Below are 19,034 nucleotides of genomic sequence, written 5' to 3' on the forward strand. Positions count from 1 at the left end.
AGTAAACGTATTTATTTAGTCTAGTACGACTTATCAAGAACACCTCGTCTTCTACGCGTTCTTTGATAATAGAGCTGTAGAACACCCTGTTAAAGAACAGATTGCCTTGGTGCAAGAATAACTTTTCATTCTTGCACCAAGGCAATCACATATGGGTTTCTAATCTATACATGAAGTCATTAGATATTAAACCCTAAAGCGCGCATCATATCGCGTCCGTCTTCGGTAATACGTTCAGGGCCCCACGGTGGCATCCATACCCAGTTCACATGCCAAGCGTCAAGGATAAGCTCCAGGTTTTGTTTAACCTGTTCTTCGATGACGTCTTGTAGCGGGCATGCGGCTGTTGTGAGTGTCATATCAAGAACAAGGATGCCTTCGTCATTCCAACGCATACCGTAGAGTAGGCCGAGGTCGACGATGTTGACTCCAAGTTCTGGGTCAATCACGTTTTTGAGGACTTCTTCAAGTTCCTCTTGTGAGGGACGACCAGCTGCGGTTGTCTCGTCCATGGGGTAGGTCCCTTTCGTTCGTTACTTACCGAGGTAGGAAACGTAGCCTTCTTCTTCTAGACGGTCTGCAAGTTCGGGTCCGCCTTGATCTACCATGTGTCCGTCAACAAAAACGTGAACGAATTCAGGCTTGATGTAACGAAGGATACGAGTGTAGTGAGTAATGAGCATAACACCCATATCGTTATCTTGGTGTGCACGGTTGACACCTTCAGAAACAATCTTCAATGCGTCAACGTCAAGACCTGAGTCGGTTTCGTCAAGAACAGCAAATTTTGGTTTGAGCAGTTCAAGCTGAAGAATCTCGTGGCGTTTCTTCTCGCCGCCAGAGAAGCCTTCATTGACGTTACGAGAAATGAAGTCTGCATCAATTTTGAGCTTGCTCATCGCTTCTTTGACGTCTTTTGTCCAGGTGCGTAGAGCTGGTGCTTGTCCGTCAATAGCGGTCTTTGCAGAACGCAAGAAGTTGGACATTGTTACACCGGGAATTTCGACGGGGTACTGCATAGCAAGGAAAAGACCTGCGCGAGCACGCTCGTCAACAGACATTTCTGTGACGTCTTCACCGTCGAGGAGAATCTCACCGGAATCTACACGGTATTTAGGGTGTCCGGCGATAGTTGCTGCCAAAGTAGATTTGCCAGAACCATTGGGGCCCATAATAGCGTGGATTTCACCGGAGTTAATGGTGAGGTTAACGCCTTTGAGAATCTGCTTAGAGTTTTCATCGTCAAGGATGACAGAAACGTAGAGTTCCTTAATTTCGAGAGTAGACATTGTTCTCCTAAAAACTTTTGTACCGTCGTAACCGTTAGTTATTGCTGATTGCAAGTTCTGCTTCAAGAGCTTGCATGAGTTGTTCTTCCAACTCAGGGATACGTACTTGCTGAATGATTTCGTTCAAGAATCCACGCACGACAAGGCGACGAGCTTCGTCTGCGGGGATACCGCGAGCTTGTAGGTACCAGAGGTGCTGCTCATCGAGCTGACCTGTAGTTGATGCGTGTCCGGCACCTTCGATAAGACCAGTCTCAATTTCTAGGTTTGGCACAGAGTCTGCACGAGGTCCGTCTTCAAGAAGAAGGTTACGGTTGAGCTCGTAGGTGTCGGTTCCTTCAGCTTCTTTACCGATTAAGACGTCGCCAACCCATACGGAGTGGGCGTTACGTCCCTGAAGCGCACCCTTATAGGTCACACGGGATTTACAGCGAGGAACACTGTGATCGACAAAGAGTCGTGATTCAAGGTGCTGACCGGCATCGACAAAGTACAGTCCGTACATCTCAGTTTCGGCACCGGGCGCACTGAATTTCGTTGAGGGGGTGACACGAACGAGGTCTCCACCGAGTGAAATGCTCACGTGTTTGAATCGGCTGTCACGTCCGAGGGAAGCGTATTGTGCTGATGCGTGAACTGCGTCGTCATCCCATTCTTGAAGGGAGATAACGGTCAAGGTGGAGGAATCGCCGACGACGAACTCAACGTTCTGGCTCAACACTGCAGAACCGGTATGACGTAGTACAACAACAGCCCGAGAGAAAGGCTTCGTCTCGATAAGTAGATGTTGTGCAGTAGGTTCGCTGTGTTCGCCGTGAATTTCTACGTTGATGCGCTGGTCTAGCTCAGTTTCTTGAGGAATAGTGAGCACAGTTGCTTCTGCAAAGTGTGACCATGCGTTCGCTGCAACACGATCTTCGGGGATACCGGCAGAACCGATACGAGAATCTTCTCGTGAGACAGTCTCAACCAGTACGGCGTCTGGAGCGTCGATAGATGTTGATACCGGTGTTCCAGTCAGTGCGTCGGTGTGTAAACCTTTGAGACGTTTGAGAGGGGTAAAACGCCAGTCTTCTTCACGTCCTGTGAGCGCAGGGAAGTCTTCTACTCGATATGAGGTTTTACGACCTGCACGTGAAGAGTCCACGCTTTGAGTTTCAACACGTAGGGTGTCGTCATGTGCGTGTTCAGTCGCTAGTTTTTCTCCTTCATCGTCCATTCCGGGGATTGCAGGAGAGTTATGGGTGATGGTTTCTTTAGCTGTCATCGTTAGCCCACAGATCCTTCCATTTGAAGTTCAATAAGGCGATTGAGTTCAAGAGCGTATTCCATAGGAAGCTCACGAGCAATAGGTTCTACGAATCCGCGAACAATCATGGCCATTGCTTCTTCTTCGCTTAGTCCTCGCTGCATGAGGTAGAACAATTGTTCTTCGGAAACACGAGAAACGGTTGCTTCGTGTCCCATGGTGACGTCATCTTCTCGTACATCCACGTAGGGGTAGGTGTCCGAACGAGAGATTGTGTCGACAAGCAGCGCGTCACAGACAACGTTTGATTTGGAGTGTGATGCGCCTTCACGAACCTGCACTAAGCCACGGTATGCGGAGCGTCCGCCATTACGTGCGATGGATTTAGAGATAATAGAGGAAGAGGTGTTTGGGGCGATGTGCACCATCTTGGATCCAGTATCTTGATGTTGTCCTTCACCAGCAAATGCGATGGACAGTGTCTCGCCTTTAGCGTGTTCACCAACCATGTATACGGCGGGGTATTTTTGGGTGACTTTAGAGCCAATGTTACCGTCGACCCATTCCATGGTGGCACCTTCATGGCAGATGGTGCGTTTGGTAACGAGGTTGTATACGTTATTGGACCAGTTTTGAATGGTTGTGTAGCGTACACGTGCGTTCTTTTTAACCACGATTTCTACAACAGCTGAGTGCAAGGAATCAGACTTGTAGATAGGTGCGGTGCAGCCTTCAATGTAGTGAACGTAAGATCCTTCATCAGCAATGATGAGGGTACGTTCGAACTGTCCCATATTTTCAGTATTGATTCTGAAGTATGCCTGGAGAGGGATTTCGACGTGGACTCCAGGAGGAACATAGACGAAAGACCCGCCAGACCATACTGCGGTGTTCAGTGCAGCAAATTTGTTGTCGCCGGTGGGGATAACGGTGCCAAAGTATTCGCGGAAGATGTCTTCGTGTTCGCGTAATGCAGTGTCGGTGTCGACGAAGATGACCCCTTGTTTTTCGAGGTCTTCACGAATTTGGTGGTAGACCACCTCAGATTCGTACTGGGCTGCGACACCTGCAACGAGGCGTTCACGTTCTGCTTCGGGGATACCGAGCTTTTCGTAGGTGTTGCGAATATCTTCGGGAAGGTCTTCCCAGCTTTCTGCTTGACGTTCGGTAGAACGCACGAAGTATTTGATGTTGTCGAAGTCAATTTCTGATAGGTCTGCACCCCATGTGGGCATGGGTTTACGTTCGAAGAATTTGAGTGCCTTAAGACGCATTTTGAGCATCCATTCGGGTTCGTTCTTCTTTGCAGAGATGTCGCGTACAACATCTTCGTCGAGGCCACGTTTAGCAGTTGCACCAGCTACGTCGGAATCTTTCCAACCGTACTCGTAGGTACCGATACCTTCGAGTTCAGGGTTGGCCTCGAGAATCTCTGAAATGACGGTGTTGTTGACGTTACGTTCAACTTGTTCAGTCATCATGGCCTTTCTTGTAGGAAATCTATCAGTTGTGTGATGGTCGAAAGAATGTTTATTTCTTTGCCTGTATTTCGCTGTTTTCACTCATGTCACGTGCTAGAGGTACGTGTGTGGTGCACACGTGTGCTCCTGCTGCCATGGTGGATAGACGGCGGACGTCTACTCCCAGTAAGTCAGCAATAATTTTGGTTTCTTGGTCGCAGAAGATTTGGAAGTCTTCTGCGAGGTCTCGCACTGGGCAGTGCCCTTGGCAGAGTTGAATACTTGCCAGTAGGTGGCGAGGCAGTGTCCTGCCGCGTGGGAGTTCCATCACCTGTGCGGTTGCGACGAAGCCGTCGCGGGTCATTGCTTCGGCAAGGGCTTGTGCACGGTTTGCGATGTTCTCCCCTGCCGCTTCAACGATGGGACGGTATTTTTGTTCCATCTCTGAAGCTCTTGCTGAGGCGAATGCGCGTAGTGCGTCTTCTCCAACTTGTTGTTGCAACATTTTGAGTGCTTCTCGAGCGATGTCGAGATAGTCGTTGCCAAGCTGGGTGTGCCCTTGGGGTGCAATAACGTATCGTCTGGCAGGGCGTCCTGCGCCGGCTCCGTATTGTTTGAGAGGCGCTACGACAATGAGTTCTTCTGCTTCGAGTGCGTCGAGGTGACGACGCACCGCTGCAGGAGTGAGATTGAGTTCCTCGCCGAGACTAGCAGCAGAAACTGGACCGTGATTAAGTACGCCACGCAAAACTCTGTCTCGAGTTTTTTCTTCTGTCTCTGCATTGCGCGTACCAGGTACCTTCTTTTTGGAAGTTTGATTCGCTGAATACACAACTAAAGTATGTCCTAATTATGAGTAGTTCTCTAGTAAGGTTTACCTATCTTCAGATTAGAGGAGTGTCACACTTAGGTGCAGATGGGAACTTTTGACGCTGGTTGACACCCTCAAACAATGAGGCTACCACCTTTTTACAAGGGTCAATAAAGACAATAAAATGTGCTTTGACTAGCTAATTTGTAAATTATACGCTGTTTTAAAAATCTTTTTTGAGAATAATTTTTACTACCGTGCACAACAAGAAAAATATTTTTTAGAGTAGTGTCGCAAACTTATGAAAGGGAAATAGACAGGTATTTCCAAGGTTTTTACAGGCATCATTAAGGAGTTTTCGGTTATCGATTACCTAAAAACTCTAGTGTGAGCACGTAGAATGATACGGTGCCACAAGATAGAGACAAGAGTTCACGGGACAGTAGGGAGAAACCCTCCTCACTGAGAATTTCTCGGTTAGTCAAAGAATATAAGCCCTCAAAGAGTTACCGCAAAAAACACCCTCATCATCTAACGCATCGAGGGACAGTTCGAGCAGTAGATGGAATCTGCCTTGAAGCTCTTGCCGGAGAAGTAACCGTTTTACTTGGTGCTAATGGCGCAGGAAAAACTACTACCTTAGAATGTGCGCAGGGGCTTCAAAAACCCGAAAGCGGAGAAATTCATCTTCTAGGACATAACCCGTGGGGTGCTTCTACAGAGCTTCGGGCGCGAGTTGGCATCATGTTACAAGATGGCGGATTACCTCAATCTTTGCGCCCTATTCCGTTGCTTGAACACATCGCGACAATGTATCAGCAGACGTATCCTCTTGATGAACTCATTCAGAGGCTAGGCATTGACACTTTTAACGGCACCAGCATTAGACGGCTTTCAGGCGGCGAGCGCCAACGGGTTGCTTTTGCAGCAGCTCTTATTGGGAAACCTGAGATTCTCTTTCTCGATGAGCCTTCGGCAGGTCTTGATCCACATTCTCGTCAGGTAGTTTTTGATTTAATTACCGAGCAGAAAAAGCGGGGTACTGCTATTGTTTTGACAACTCATCTGCTGGATGATGCTCAGAGGCTCGCCGATTATGTTTATATTATTGGTGCCGGACGGAACGTATTAGAAGGAACTGTTCCTGAACTTGTTGAGCAGTCAGCAACAGATGTTAAAACGCTTCACTTTTCGCTCTCTGATGAATCGTTGAGCATGATGCAACTCCTACCGACCTTATCGAAAGGTTTAACGTTAAGTACCGCGCATCCTGGTTCTTATACTCTAACCGGTGAGATTACTCCCCCCGTTTTAGCTGAGTTGACGGCTACTTTAGCGGCCCGTAACATTCTTCCACAACGTATGGAACTTTCTTCACGAACCCTCGAAGATGTCTTTCTTGATATCGCAGGAAAGGAAACGTCCTCATCATGATTTCGACACCGCGTTCAGCTTCTTTGAGTACACGCTTACGTGCACAGGGGCGATATGAGCTTGTTGCCATGTTGAAAAATGGTGAACAGCTGATGCTCAACATTGCGTTTCCGATGATGGCTCTTTATGTGATGAGCTGGACAAGTTTCTTAGATTCTTTTGCTCAAAAACTACAAAGCACTCGCATTGACATTGCGGTTCCAGGCGTTCTTGCGTTGTGTGTTATTTCTACTGCGTTATCGGGACAGGGTATCGCTACAGGTTTTGACCGCCGTTATGGTGTTTTGCGTTTTTTGTCGACGACTCCTCTCGGTAAAACTGGTCTTATTGTTGGGAAAGTATGTGCTGTTTTAGGAGTGTTATGCCTTCAGTACATTCTTGTTGTGTTGGTGGCGTTGACGCTTGGTTGGTCTCCTCAGTGGGGTGCCGTAGTGGCTTCTCTTCCCACATTATTATTAGGTGCAGCGTCTTTTACGTCTTTGGGGTTGCTCATTGCGGGGACGGTGCGTGCTGAAGCAACGTTGGCCATCGTTAATATGGCGTGGGCTGTTCTTGCAGCGGTCGGTGGCACTTTATTACCTACACATCATTTACCGAGTGTTTTGGGAAGGTTGGTGGATATTCTCCCTTCCGGCGCTCTAGGTAATGCTCTACGAGCCGAATTTTTAGCTCATGAGTTTGCTCTGATTCCTCATCTTGTACTTCTTATGTGGACGGCACTTTGTATCGGTTTAGCTACAAAGTTTTTCCGCTGGTCCGCATAAATACATCACACCCTGCAATCCCCTTTGAAGGTGGTTTATTTGTCTTCGTTAACAGAACCTATTCATGAGCTACAAAAACATATTCGCGAGCTAAAAGAACGTGTTGCTTCTGTGTGCCTGCCGCGTACACCAAATCTTTATGTTCTGAGGATGGCCTATGCTGTGGTTATCGCTAATATCGTTTTAATTGTCTCCGGTGGTGTCGTGCGACTGACCGGTTCGGGGTTGGGGTGTGATACCTGGCCTAAATGTACGTCTTCTGGTTCGTGGACAACGACACCAGAGATGGGTATTCATGGTCTTGTAGAGTTTGGCAATCGAATGCTGACCTTTGTCTTAATTATTGTTACGGGATTGACGTTTCTCTCAATTCTTCGAATTGCCATGCCTGAAGCATCCTCGCTGTCTCAATGGTGGAAGAAACTTTTTACGGGTTTATCTCACTCACGACACCAATATTCGGACCTTTTTAATCTTTCTCTCTTGTTGCTTTGGGGAATCCCTATTCAAGCTGTTGTGGGAGGCTTGTCTGTTCTGCTTAAACTCAATCCATGGATGGTTACAGCGCATTACATGCTTTCTGCCATCATGATTGCTTTGGGTGCATGTTATCTCAACCGTGTACGTCGATATTTTGCTTCAGGCGTTATTGAAAGTGAGGGAGTTCTCGATAGTTCCCTTCCTCAGGGTGCAGTTTTTCTCAAGTATTTGGGTTGGACTAGTTTGGTGCTGGTATGTTTCCTTATTTTTATGGGCACGGTAACAACTGGCACCGGACCTCATGCCGGTGATCCTAGCGCACACCGACATGCGTTTAATCCGTGGGTTGTAACTCGTATGCATTCTTTCTCAGTGTGGGCCTATCTTATGGTTATTCTTAGTTCCCTCTATTTGGCACGAAAATATCAGTGGTCTCAGGCTCTACGCCGTAGCTGGTATTGGGTTCTAGCTGTTGTCGTCTATCAGGGGGTTGTTGGGTACATACAGTTCTTTAATGGTCTTCCTGTATGGCTGGTAGAGATGCACCTATTAGGCTCTGCCTTATTTACGTGGGCAGCTATTACTGCTGCAGAACGTCAGCTTGTTATGGCTTCTCAGCCGTCACGAAGATTAGCTCAACAGCGCCGTATTGTGTAAAGATAGATGGATGCATAAAGGAGGGGTTCCCCAGATGTTCTGGGGCACCCCTCCTTTGTTATGTGGTGTTTTATAAGGTAATCAGTGCCTGTCCGACGAATGGGTCAATCGCCACCGCGATAAAGAGTACGGTGAGATAGGTGATGGAGCCGTGAAATACGGTCATTGCGGTTCTGCTTGTTGCTTTTCCAGCAATAGCTAAAGCGTGCAGACGGTGGCAGTGGTAGAGGAACCATGCACCACTGGCAATAGCCGTGAGAGTATAAACCCATCCTGCCCCACCCAGTGGCACTAGGAGCAAGGAGCAGATAACCATGGCCCAAGAATATAGGACGACTTGCACAGAGACACTTTTAGCCGGTGCGATAGCTCCGAGCATGGGGATTCCTGCTCGTTGGTAGTCTTCGGCGTATTTCATAGATAGTGGCCAGTAGTGTGGGGGTGTCCAGAGGAAGATGACGGTGAAAAGGACTACTGCTGCCCAGCTGATGGTGTTTTCGACGGCAGCCCATGCAATAAATACGGGCATACATCCGGCCAGTCCTCCCCAAACGATGTTTTGGGTGGTACGACGTTTAAGGTAAAGCGAGTAGAACACAACGTAAAGGAGGATAGCGATGAGCCCTAGCATGCTGGCAAAAGGATTAACTAATACCCATAGGTAGATGATAGAGATGATCGCTAAGGCCCATGCGAAGATGAGTGCTTCTTTATCGCTGACCTCTCCGGTGACGAGTGGGCGACGTTCTGTTCTTTTCATGAGACGGTCTGCATCTCGGTCGATATAACAGTTGAAGGCGCCAGAGGCGCCAGCTGCCATAGCTCCACCGACCATGGTGTTGATGATGAGCCAGAATGGGGGCATACCGCCCGCTGCAAACATCATGGTTGGAGCGGTTGTCACTAGCAGAAGTTCAATGACCTGAGGCTTTGTCAGGTGAATATAGGCGATGAGCTTACGCATAAGGCTCACTTTGTGCGATCCTTTGGGCGTGTCTGATGCTGTTGCGTGAGCTTCAGTGACGCGATGTGTATTTAGACCCTTCACTAACGTTGGGCTCCCTACCAGAATCGTTGTATGTGTGTAGTTAGTGTTCCCGTTGTTTATTTCATATGGTGAAATATTCTCGGGTGAGATTAAGTCCTCACTCTTGAACTCTTTTCGGTGGTGTCGCCTCTACTTTGGGGATACATACAACCGATTTTGAGCACGTTAAAGGAGCGGACTGTCAAACTAATGCTATACCTTTTAGAAGAATAATCATAATAAAGCACGCGATATATCAAGGAACAGAACCGACATCACGAGAAGTCTTAGAAAGTCCTTCTTCCTGCCGTATTTTCAATTATCCTTAGAACTAACTTAATGTGCAGTTGTGCAGCTAAACATCCTGAACTATTTGTACTAATGTCGTTCCTGTAACCGCTGTATCTCATCACTATCTCTATGAAAGGGAGACAACGTGCCACATCTTGATCAGAAACTCAATTGGACGGAGAAGGATCAACGAGCTGTTGATACTGCCCGAATCTTAGCAGCGGATGCTGTTGAGAAGGTAGGTTCGGGGCACCCCGGTACTGCAATGAGCTTAGCTCCCGTGGCATATTTGCTGTATCAGAAGGTGATGCGCCATGATCCTCGTGATGATCGTTGGGCAGGGCGTGACCGTTTCATTCTCTCCCCCGGTCACAGCTCACTTACCGCTTATATTCAGCTGTACCTGAGTGGTTATGGTCTTGAGATGGAAGACCTTAAAGCGCTTCGCACTTGGGGCGCGCTCACTCCCGGTCACCCCGAGTATGGTCATACTCGCGGTATCGAGATTACAACAGGCCCATTGGGACAGGGCTTAGCTTCAGCTGTAGGTTTCGCGTATGCTCAACGACGGATGCGCGGGCTATTTGACCCTGAAGCTCCTGCTGGTCAGTCACCTTTTGACCACACTATTTATACGATTGCTTCTGAGGGAGATATTCAAGAGGGTGTGACCGCTGAGGCATCTGCTCTTGCTGGGCATCAGGAGCTTGGAAATCTGATTGTTATTTTTGATCGTAACCACATTTCCATTGAAAACGACACCGATGTTGCTTTCACTGAAGATGTTCTCAAGCGTTACGAATCCTACGGCTGGGATACTGCACGTGTTGATTGGACAAGTAGCGGTAACTATGTTGAAGACCTCGAAGCGCTGTATGCTGCGATTGCACGGGCTAAAGAAGTTACAGATAAGCCTAGTATTATTGAGCTGCGCACTATTATTGGTTGGCCTGCACCCAATAAGCAGAATACCGGCGGTATTCACGGTTCTAAGCTCGGTGCTGACGAGGTTGCTGCAACAAAGGAAATTCTTGGTTTTGACCCTGAAAAATCATTCTATATTGATGATGAGATTCTTGAGCATACCCGCAGTGTTCAGCAACGTGCAGAACAGTCTCGACGGCAGTGGGAGACTCTCTTTGAAAAGTGGCAGCAGGAGCACCCTGAAGAAGCTAAACTTTATGCGCGTCTAAATGCCGGTGAGCTTCCAGAAAACTATGAGCAGGCTTTCCCTACCTTTGAAGCTGGCTCAAGCATTGCAACACGTGCTGCTTCTGGAAAAGTTATTAATGCTATTGCTGATACGTTCCCTGAGCTTTGGGGCGGTTCATCGGATCTTGCTGGTTCTAATAACACCACTATTGACGGCGCGTCGTCTTTCAATCCTGTTTCTCGTAGCACTGATAGTTGGAATGCCAGCCCATATGGTCGAGTCTTGCACTTTGGTATCCGTGAACATGCTGCAGCAGCTATCTGTAACGGCATAGCGCTCTCTTCGCCTACTCGCCCGTTCAATGGCACGTTCTTTGTGTTCTCTGACTATCAACGTCCGGCAGTTCGTCTTGCGGCGTTGATGGGCGTACCTAATATTTTTGTGTGGACTCATGATTCCATTGGTTTGGGAGAAGATGGTCCAACGCACCAACCGGTAGAACACCTTTCAGCTTTGCGAGCAATTCCTCAATTGGATGTTGTGCGCCCTGCAGACGGTAATGAGACGTCAGTTGCGTGGCGTAAAGTTCTTGAAATTCAAGATCGTCCGGTGGGGTTGGTCCTTTCACGACAGAATCTTGTGAATATCGCACGAGAAGACCTTCATCCTGAAGCTGAGGGTGAAAAATTTGCTTCGGCGGAAGGTACTGCACGTGGCGGTTATGTTCTTGCCGAGACAGAAGGCACTGCTGATGTTCTGCTTATTGCGACTGGTTCAGAAGTAGAAATTGCACTTAGCGCACGTTCTTTGTTGAAGGAACAGGGAGTAGCTGCACGCGTTATCTCCATGCCTTCTCGTGAATGGTTTGCTCAACAGCCTGAAGAATATCGCCATAGCGTTATCCCTCCAGAAATTAAAGCTCGAGTTACGGTTGAAGCAGGATCTGCGATGAGCTGGTACGACATCCTTGGCGATGCCGGCCGCGCTGTCTCTCTAGAACATTTTGGAGCTTCAGCTGGTGCAGACGTTCTCTACCGTGAATTCGGTATTACCCCAGAAGCTGTTGTACAAGCAGCTCAAGAATCTATTGCTGCCGCAGCAACCCGATAAACTTTGACACTCTCTATCACCGTTAGGATGTACTGATGACGACCCCAACCCAAAAACTCACCGATGCTGGTGTATCTATTTGGCTCGATGACCTCTCCCGTGAGCGCATCACCTCTGGGAACCTTGAAGAACTTATCTCTTCTCGCAATGTTGCAGGTGTAACTACCAACCCCACCATCTTCGCTGGCGCACTTGCCCACGGAGAGTCTTATTCTGAGCAGGTTAAAGAACTTGCAGAAGAAGGCGTAGACGTTGAAGAAGCTGTTTTTACTATTACAACAGATGATGTCCGAGCAGCCTGCGATATTTTTGCTCCTGTCTATGAATCATCTCAAGGACGCGACGGTCGCGTCTCTATCGAGGTAGACCCGCGTCTAGCTCGTCAGTCAGCTGAAACTGCAGCTATGGCAAAGGCCTTAGCTTCTCGTGTTGATCGCGAAAACGTGATGATTAAGATTCCAGCTACAGAAGAAGGTCTTGAGCCAATCGCTCAAACTCTAGCTGAAGGCATTTCTGTTAACGTGACGCTTATTTTCTCGTTATCCCGTTATCGCGCAGTAATCAATGCATATATGCTTGGTTTAGAGCAAGCATTAGAAAATGGTAAAGATCTGTCAAAGATTCATTCTGTAGCTTCGTTCTTTATCTCTCGTGTAGATTCTGAGATTGATGCTCGCCTTGAGGCTATCGGCACAGACGAGGCTAAAGCTCTCAAAGGTAAAGCTGGTTTGGCAAACGCTCGTTTGGCCTATCAGGTTTTTGAAGAAGCATTCTCTTCACAGCGTTGGGAACGTCTCGCCGCAGCTGGTGCGAATATTCAGCGTCCGCTATGGGCTTCCACTGGAACCAAGGATCCAGCGCTTCCTGATACTTTGTATGTTACGGGTCTTGTTGCACCTCAATGTGTTAATACTGTCCCCGAAAAAACTCTTGAAGCGACTTATGACCATGGTGTTGTTACGGGAGATACCATTACCTCTACCTACGATGAGTCCGATAAAATCCTTAACGCTATCGAGTCTCTAGGTATTTCGTATCAAGAGGTCGTTACGCTTTTGGAAGACGAAGGACTTAAGAAGTTCGATATTTCGTGGGAAGAGCTTCTCGAAACTATTCGTCAAGCACTAGCTTCAGCATAATCTTCTAGCGTTAGGCGTCATCACCCTACTGGCGCGAACTCGCTCTTGGCGGCAGCTTCCCCTACGATGGAGAGGTTGCCGCCAATACACAACAATCTTTCTAAGGAATATGTACTGTGCCTAACGGTCACGAAACTAACCCGTTGAGGGACTCTCGCGATAAAAGACTGAGTCGCGTTGCCGGCCCGAGTTCTCTGGTCTTTTTTGGAGTTACCGGCGATCTTGCTCGTAAAAAGCTACTGCCCGCGGTTTATGACTTAGTCAATCGTGGTTTGCTTCCTCCTAATTTTGGTCTTGTCGGTTTTGGGCGTCGCGAGTGGTCAGATGATGATTTCCGTCATCAAGTGCGCGAATCAGTCGAAGCACATTCTAGAACTCCTTTTAGGGAGGATGTATGGAACCAGTTCTCTTCTGGTATCCGCTTTGTTCAAGGTGCTTTTGACGATGACCACGCGTTTGAGCAGCTCAAACAGACTCTCGACGAGCTGAAGGAGAGCCGTGGAACTCAAGGGAACCACGCATTCTACCTGTCAATACCGCCCAAAGCTTTTGAGCAGGTCCTTCAGATGCTTGCAAAGCACGGGTTAGCACAGCAACAAGAAGGCTCACGTGAGTGGCGTCGTGTTGTTATTGAGAAGCCCTTTGGGCACGATTTAGAGTCTGCACGAGAGCTTAACTCTATTGTTGAGTCGGTGTTCCCTCAGGATTCGGTATTCCGTATCGACCATTATCTTGGCAAAGAAACAGTACAGAATATCTTGGCAATGCGTTTTGCTAATCAGATGTTTGAGCCACTTTGGAACGCTAACTATATCGACCATGTACAGATTACGATGGCAGAGCCTATCGGTATTGGTTCGCGGGCAGGCTATTATGATGGTGTCGGCGCAGCTCGAGACGTCATTCAAAATCATCTTTTACAGCTATTAGCTTTGACAGCCATGGAAGAGCCCATTAGTTTTAACGCTCATCATCTACGCGCAGAAAAAGAGAAAGTTCTTGATGCGGTGACTCTTCCAGAGAACCTTGCAGAGGCTTTTGCTATTGGGCAATATGCCGGTGGTTATCAAGGTGGAGAAGAAGCAAATGGTTTCTTTGACGAAAAAGATATTCCGGCGGATTCTCGAACAGAAACTTTTGCTGCAATCAAGCTCAATATTAATACTCGACGTTGGGCGGGCGTGCCGTTCTATCTACGGACAGGCAAGCGTCTTGGGCGACGTGTAACGGAGATTGCGTTAATACTTAAAAAGTCACCTAATCTACTATTTAACAATAGTGATGATGCTGGGCAGAACGCTATCGTGATTCGAGTCCAACCCGATGAAGGTATCACTATTAGGTTCTCTTCTAAAGTTCCTGGAACTCAGATGGAGATTCGAGACGTGAACATGGACTTTGGGTATAGCCATTCTTTCACAGAAGAATCTCCTGAAGCCTATGAGCGTCTTATCCTCGACGTTCTGTTGGGTGAACCGCCTTTGTTCCCCCGCCATGAAGAAGTTGAGCTGTCATGGAAAATTCTTGATCCTTTTGAACAGTATTGGCAAGAACACCAGGTTAAGCCGGAGCCTTATGCTCCCGGTTCTTGGGGGCCTGAATCTGCTCACTTACTATTAGCTCGTGATCATCGTGTTTGGAGACGCCCATGATTTCTCATCTTGAACAGACAGATACTGCTCGTATTGAAAAAGAAATCTCGCGTCTTCGCGAAGAGACTGGTAATACCACATCGGGTCGAGTTCTTACCCTCGTCATTTTGGCTGATCCTGGGCATTCTTCTGCCGCGTTAGAAGCTGCTCAGCGAGCATCTCATGAGCATCCTTGTCGTATCATCATGCATATTAGTGAAGACGCAGACGCTAAGAACCGGTTAGATGCAAAGATTGAGGTTGGTGGAGAAGCTGGAGCTTCTGACCTCATTGTGTTGAGAGGTTGGGGGCAAGCTGCTCACGCAACAGAATCTCTCATCTCGGGGTTGCTCCTACCAGATTCTCCTATTGTTGTGTGGTGGCCACATTCTGTTCCTGATCATCCAGCACGACATTCTATCGGTCGGATAGCTCAGCGCCGTATCACCGACTCTGCCCGTGAGGCAGATCCGATGATTACGTTGGAAAAACTTTCTGAAAGTTATTCTGCTGGTGATACTGATCTTGCATGGAGCAGACTCACCTTATGGAGAATACAATTAGCGGCTATTCTAGATCAGGTGCCACCTCAAAAGGTTACACGAGTTGTGGTTTATGGTTCTGCTCAATCGCCTTCTGTTGTTTTGCTTGGTGCGTGGCTTGGTCATCGGCTCGATGCGCAGGTCCATTTGGCAACTACTAAATTAGAACGTGGTTTGTATCGAGTTGTTTTAGAACGTGAAGACGGTTCGATTGTGATAGATCGTCCTGAAACAAATATTGCTACAGTGTCCTCTCCCGGTACTCCTCATCAGCAGATTGCTCTTCCAGTGCGGACCCTTGCTGAGTGTTTAGCGGAGGAACTTCGACGTCTTGACCCCGATGAAGTCTATGGTGAAGTCTTACAAGAGGCTCTCCACCAAGGTAATATTTTGGTTGAGCTGAACAGCGATGAAGATAAACCTGAAGGCGTAGAATGGACGGAGCCTTTCGATGCTTAAAAAGCCGGAAATTATTTCTTATACAACGCCAGAAGAACTTGCACAAAATGCGGCTCAGCATTTTTTTGAGGTAATACAAGAGTCTTTACGTGCACGCAACCGTGCTGATGTGTGTCTCACCGGTGGCAGTATGGGCACTAAATTGTTAGAGACTCTCCCCCACTATATTCAGTTTTTAGAGAACTTTTCGTGGGAGAACGTGCATTTTTGGTGGTCTGATGAACGTTTCCTTCCGACGGGGCATGACGACCGTAACGAAAAGCAGGCATATGATGCCTTCTTTTCACAGGTTTCTGTTCCTTCTGGCAATATTCATCGTATGGGTGCTAGTGATGTTTTTGATAGCCCAGAAGAAGCCGCAAAGGCATATGTTCGTGAGTTAGCAGAACATTCTTCAGCTCATCAGAGAACTCCTCTTTTTGATGTTCTACTTTTGGGAATGGGCCCAGATGGGCATATTGCTTCGTTGTTCCCTGAGCGGGATGAAGTGTTCGATACCGAAAATATTGCTGTTGCTATCCATCAGTCTCCTAAACCTCCAAGTACTCGAGTTTCGTTGACGCTACCTGTTATTTGTTATGCTCGTCGGATATGGTTCTTAATCTCTGGCGAAGATAAGATTCAGGCGGCTTCTCGACTCGTAGAGACGCGAGATTTACCGTATGAGAAAATTACAGCTCAAATGCTTCGCCAGACACCTGCTCGTGGGGCGAGGGCATTAGAACGAACGACTATTCTCATCACAGATTCTGCTCACCAGAAATAGTGGTACGGTATTGCGAAGATGTCCTATAGAATTTTAAAGAAGTAAAAAAGAGTTGGGGTTCTCACTGCTATTAGTGAGAACCCCAACTCTTTAATGTTGTTATATAAAAACTTTTCTTTAGACCATTGCGCTTTCGAAACGAAGCACCAAACCGTAGCTGACAATAGCAAATACCCAGATGAGGATAACCGTAATGGTTAGTCGCACGAGGTTCTTTGAGGCAGATCCTGATGAGTTCAGGGAGGTAGTCATGCCGCCTCCGAACATATCTGAAAGGCCGCCGCCCTTGCTACGGTTCAGGAGCACCAACAAGATTGTTAGTACGCTCGCAATAGCGATAATCACCATCAACGTGATTTTGAGAGTCTCCACGAGAGCCTTTCGTCCGCAATTGTGTATTAAGCCCGATAAGGGCACAAGAAAACTATACGCTAATTTTTGCTCCGATGGCTAATGAGTTCTTCTATATTCTGAACTTCTTCGCCATCTATAGGTACTTAAACTTCTGGTGATATTGATGTTCTGTATATACCACCAGAAGTTTAAGCCCCTTGAGATTATTTAGCGTGCGTCGAAATGTGCAATCTGAGCGAACTCAACAGCATCGAGAGAAGCGCCACCGACAAGAACGCCGTCAACATCGTTTTCTGCCAAAATTTCTGGTGCAGAAGTCGCTTTAACAGATCCGCCGTAGAGTACACGAACTTTTTCAGCGACGTCAGCGTTGTAGAGTTTCTCCATTTCGGCTCGGATTGCTGCAGACATTTCTTGAGCGTCAGCAGAAGTTGCTACTTTTCCGGTGCCGATTGCCCATACTGGTTCGTATGCAATCACAAGTGTTTCAGCTTGTTCTGCGGTGAGTCCTTCAATGGAGCCACGAAGCTGTTCTAGAGTAAATTCAACGTGGTTTCCAGCTTCACGAGTTTCTAGCCCTTCACCAACACACAAGACGGGCGTGAGTTCGTGACGGTATGCAGCTTGTACTTTTGCTGCGCAGATAGCATCGCTTTCGGCGTGGATGGTACGACGTTCTGAGTGTCCGACGAGAACATAGCGTGCACCGAGTTTTGAGAGGAATGCTCCGGAGATATCTCCGGTGTATGCGCCAGAGTCTTTATCGGATAGGTCTTGTGCCCCGTATCGTACCTGAAGTTTGTCCCCATCTACGAGGGTCTGCACGGAGCGAATATCGGTAAAGGGTGGAAACACAACAACTTCGGTGTTGTCGTAGTTGAAGTTTGCGTCGTCAAGAGTCCACGCAAGCTTCTGCATCAAAGTCACACCTTGGGTGTGATCCATATTCATTTTCCAGTTACCGGCAATAAAAGGTTTGCGGGTCATATTTGTTGAGTCCTTTTCTCCGCTAATGCGGCGATGTTAAAATACGTCTAGATGTGAGCACCGAGTTAGTTTACGGTTTTGAAGAGCTTACGTCTCTAAGCATATCTACTGGTGCTGTTATACGACAATGGCGGGTCACCAAAGGTAACCCGCCATCTCTAGATATTTTTAGGCACCTAGTGCGTCTAATCCGGGAAGAGTCTTACCTTCAATGTATTCGAGGGAAGCTCCACCACCGGTGGAAATGTGTCCAAACTGTGCATCGTCAAAACCGAGGTTGCGAACAGCTGAAGCTGAGTCGCCGCCGCCAATAATAGAGAATGCTTCTGAAGAGACGAGTGCTTGCGCAACGCTCTTGGTTCCTTCAGAGAATGCTGGAATTTCGAAGACACCAACTGGGCCGTTCCAGAATACGGTCTTAGCGCCCTTAATCTTTTCAGCAAAGATTTCACGGGTTTTAGGACCGATATCCAGACCTTCTGCTTCAGCTCCGAGTTTTCCGCCTTCGAGGTCTTCGATGGGGCGAATCTCGGTGTTTGCGTCGTTAGAGAAGTCGTCAGACCAAACGATGTCGCTTGCGATGATGATTTCGGTTCCTTTTTCAGGAGCTTCTTTCAAGTATCGCTGAACGTTCTCGATTTGGTCTTCTTCGAGGATGGACTTACCTACTTTGTAGCCTTGTGCAGCTGCAAAGGTGTAGCCCATACCGCCGCCGATGAGTAGGGTGTCTGCTTTACCGATGAGGTTGTCGATGACGGCAAGCTTATCGGAAACTTTGGATCCACCCATGACCACGACGAAAGGACGCTCTGGATTGTTGAGGGTCTTTGCCAAAACATCAACTTCTTTTTTGACGAGGTCGCCAAGGTAGGAAGGAAGACGTTTTGCAACATCGTAGACAGATGCATGTTTACGGTGAACGGCACCGAAGGCGTCGTCAACGTATGCTCCGTTTTCGCCGGTGAGCGCTACGAGCTCGTCAGCGAATGCGCCGCGTTCAGTATCGTCTTTTGAGGTTTCACGTGCGTCGTAACGAACGTTCTCTACAACGAGTACTTCGCCGTCCTTCAAAGCAGCAGCTTTAGCTTGAGCGTCTTCGCCAACAACGTCAGTTGCAACAACAACGTTGAAGTCTGCAAGTTCTGCAAGACGTGCAGCTGCCGGCGCGATGGAGTATTGTGGATCCACTTTGCCTTTGGGGCGGCCGAGGTGAGCGGTAACGATAACACGTGCTCCGGCATCTGCTAGTTTTTTCAAAACTGGCAATGATGCTTTAACACGTCCGTCGTCCGTAACGGTGGTGCCTTTAAGTGGCACGTTCAAGTCTGAGCGAACGAGAACGTGACGGCCCGATACACCTTCAGCGATGAGTTCATCGAGAGCGTGTGCCATGATGTTCTTCTCCAATACAGTTGGTTGAGACAAAGTACC

General features: G+C 47.9%; 17 protein-coding genes. 8 read left to right on the forward strand and 9 right to left on the reverse strand.

All coding sequences use genetic code 11. The annotated features are described in order from the left end of the window. Window positions 1-179 precede the first annotated feature (179 nt). From ACN083_RS05095 to ACN083_RS05115, 5 genes are read right to left on the reverse strand one after another with little or no spacing between them, the layout of a single operon-like run. Window positions 180-512 carry a metal-sulfur cluster assembly factor gene (locus ACN083_RS05095; protein ID WP_419101753.1) on the reverse strand — a complete coding sequence of 111 codons (333 nt, stop codon included), beginning with the start codon at window positions 510-512 and terminating at the stop codon, window positions 180-182. Between the two features lie 21 nt (window positions 513-533). Further along, complete coding sequence (sufC, locus tag ACN083_RS05100) at window positions 534-1,289, reverse strand: Fe-S cluster assembly ATPase SufC (RefSeq protein ID WP_419101754.1); 756 nt, start codon at window positions 1,287-1,289, stop codon at window positions 534-536. 34 nt (window positions 1,290-1,323) lie between these two features. Then, window positions 1,324-2,556: a Fe-S cluster assembly protein SufD gene (gene sufD, locus ACN083_RS05105; RefSeq protein WP_419101755.1), complete on the reverse strand. Its 1,233-nt coding sequence runs from the start codon at window positions 2,554-2,556 to the stop codon at window positions 1,324-1,326. Between the two features lie 2 nt (window positions 2,557-2,558). Continuing rightward, window positions 2,559-4,016, reverse strand: a complete 1,458-nt coding sequence (gene sufB, locus ACN083_RS05110) for a Fe-S cluster assembly protein SufB (protein ID WP_419101756.1) — start codon at window positions 4,014-4,016, stop codon at window positions 2,559-2,561. A gap of 52 nt (window positions 4,017-4,068) precedes the next feature. Continuing rightward, window positions 4,069-4,830 (reverse strand): helix-turn-helix transcriptional regulator, encoded by a 762-nt coding sequence (locus ACN083_RS05115; RefSeq protein WP_419101757.1) that lies wholly within the window; start codon window positions 4,828-4,830, stop codon window positions 4,069-4,071. 387 nt (window positions 4,831-5,217) lie between these two features. Between ACN083_RS05115 and ACN083_RS05120 the strand changes: the two genes are divergently transcribed. From ACN083_RS05120 to ACN083_RS05130, 3 genes are read left to right on the forward strand one after another with little or no spacing between them, the layout of a single operon-like run. Then, window positions 5,218-6,243 (forward strand): ABC transporter ATP-binding protein, encoded by a 1,026-nt coding sequence (locus ACN083_RS05120; RefSeq protein WP_419101758.1) that lies wholly within the window; start codon window positions 5,218-5,220, stop codon window positions 6,241-6,243. Further along, window positions 6,240-7,007 carry an ABC transporter permease gene (locus ACN083_RS05125; protein WP_419101759.1) on the forward strand — a complete coding sequence of 256 codons (768 nt, stop codon included), beginning with the start codon at window positions 6,240-6,242 and terminating at the stop codon, window positions 7,005-7,007. Before ACN083_RS05120 ends, ACN083_RS05125 begins: the two co-directional genes overlap by 4 nt. A 39-nt stretch (window positions 7,008-7,046) precedes the next feature. Further along, entirely contained in the window at window positions 7,047-8,144 is a 1,098-nt protein-coding gene (locus tag ACN083_RS05130; protein WP_419101760.1) for a COX15/CtaA family protein, read from the forward strand. A 70-nt stretch (window positions 8,145-8,214) separates the two neighbouring features. On the opposite strand, the gene ACN083_RS05135 is transcribed toward ACN083_RS05130, so the two are convergent. Next, window positions 8,215-9,192 (reverse strand): heme o synthase, encoded by a 978-nt coding sequence (locus ACN083_RS05135; RefSeq protein WP_419101761.1) that lies wholly within the window; start codon window positions 9,190-9,192, stop codon window positions 8,215-8,217. Between the two features lie 415 nt (window positions 9,193-9,607). Between ACN083_RS05135 and tkt the strand changes: the two genes are divergently transcribed. The 5 genes from tkt (at window position 9,608) to pgl (ending at window position 16,262) form a co-directional block, all read left to right on the forward strand. After that, entirely contained in the window at window positions 9,608-11,725 is a 2,118-nt protein-coding gene (gene tkt / locus ACN083_RS05140) for a transketolase (RefSeq protein ID WP_419101762.1), read from the forward strand. 35 nt (window positions 11,726-11,760) lie between these two features. Then, window positions 11,761-12,864: a transaldolase gene (gene tal / locus ACN083_RS05145; RefSeq protein ID WP_419101763.1), complete on the forward strand. Its 1,104-nt coding sequence runs from the start codon at window positions 11,761-11,763 to the stop codon at window positions 12,862-12,864. 116 nt (window positions 12,865-12,980) lie between these two features. After that, window positions 12,981-14,516, forward strand: coding sequence for a glucose-6-phosphate dehydrogenase (zwf, locus tag ACN083_RS05150; RefSeq protein WP_419101764.1), 1,536 nt, complete (start codon window positions 12,981-12,983; stop codon window positions 14,514-14,516). Further along, window positions 14,513-15,496 carry a glucose-6-phosphate dehydrogenase assembly protein OpcA gene (locus ACN083_RS05155; RefSeq protein ID WP_419101765.1) on the forward strand — a complete coding sequence of 328 codons (984 nt, stop codon included), beginning with the start codon at window positions 14,513-14,515 and terminating at the stop codon, window positions 15,494-15,496. The genes zwf and ACN083_RS05155 overlap by 4 nt, the downstream gene beginning before the upstream one ends. Beyond that, complete coding sequence (gene pgl / locus ACN083_RS05160; protein WP_419101766.1) at window positions 15,489-16,262, forward strand: 6-phosphogluconolactonase; 774 nt, start codon at window positions 15,489-15,491, stop codon at window positions 16,260-16,262. The genes ACN083_RS05155 and pgl overlap by 8 nt, the downstream gene beginning before the upstream one ends. Before the next feature lie 117 nt (window positions 16,263-16,379). Here the strand turns inward: pgl and secG are convergent, their stop codons facing one another. The 3 genes from secG to ACN083_RS05175 all read right to left on the reverse strand — a co-directional run bounded on the left by secG (window position 16,380) and on the right by ACN083_RS05175 (window position 18,995). Then, a complete protein-coding gene (gene secG, locus ACN083_RS05165) occupies window positions 16,380-16,634 on the reverse strand; it encodes a preprotein translocase subunit SecG (protein ID WP_419101767.1) in 255 nt (84 codons plus the stop codon). A gap of 189 nt (window positions 16,635-16,823) precedes the next feature. Then, window positions 16,824-17,603, reverse strand: coding sequence for a triose-phosphate isomerase (tpiA, locus tag ACN083_RS05170; RefSeq protein WP_419101768.1), 780 nt, complete (start codon window positions 17,601-17,603; stop codon window positions 16,824-16,826). Window positions 17,604-17,771: 168 nt separating this feature from the next. Further along, window positions 17,772-18,995, reverse strand: coding sequence for a phosphoglycerate kinase (locus ACN083_RS05175; RefSeq protein WP_419101769.1), 1,224 nt, complete (start codon window positions 18,993-18,995; stop codon window positions 17,772-17,774). Window positions 18,996-19,034: the final 39 nt, after the last annotated feature.

Origin of the sequence: Rothia sp. CCM 9418, assembly GCF_048512825.1 — a bacterium.
In the GTDB taxonomy this organism is placed as follows: Bacteria; Actinomycetota; Actinomycetes; order Actinomycetales; family Micrococcaceae; genus Rothia.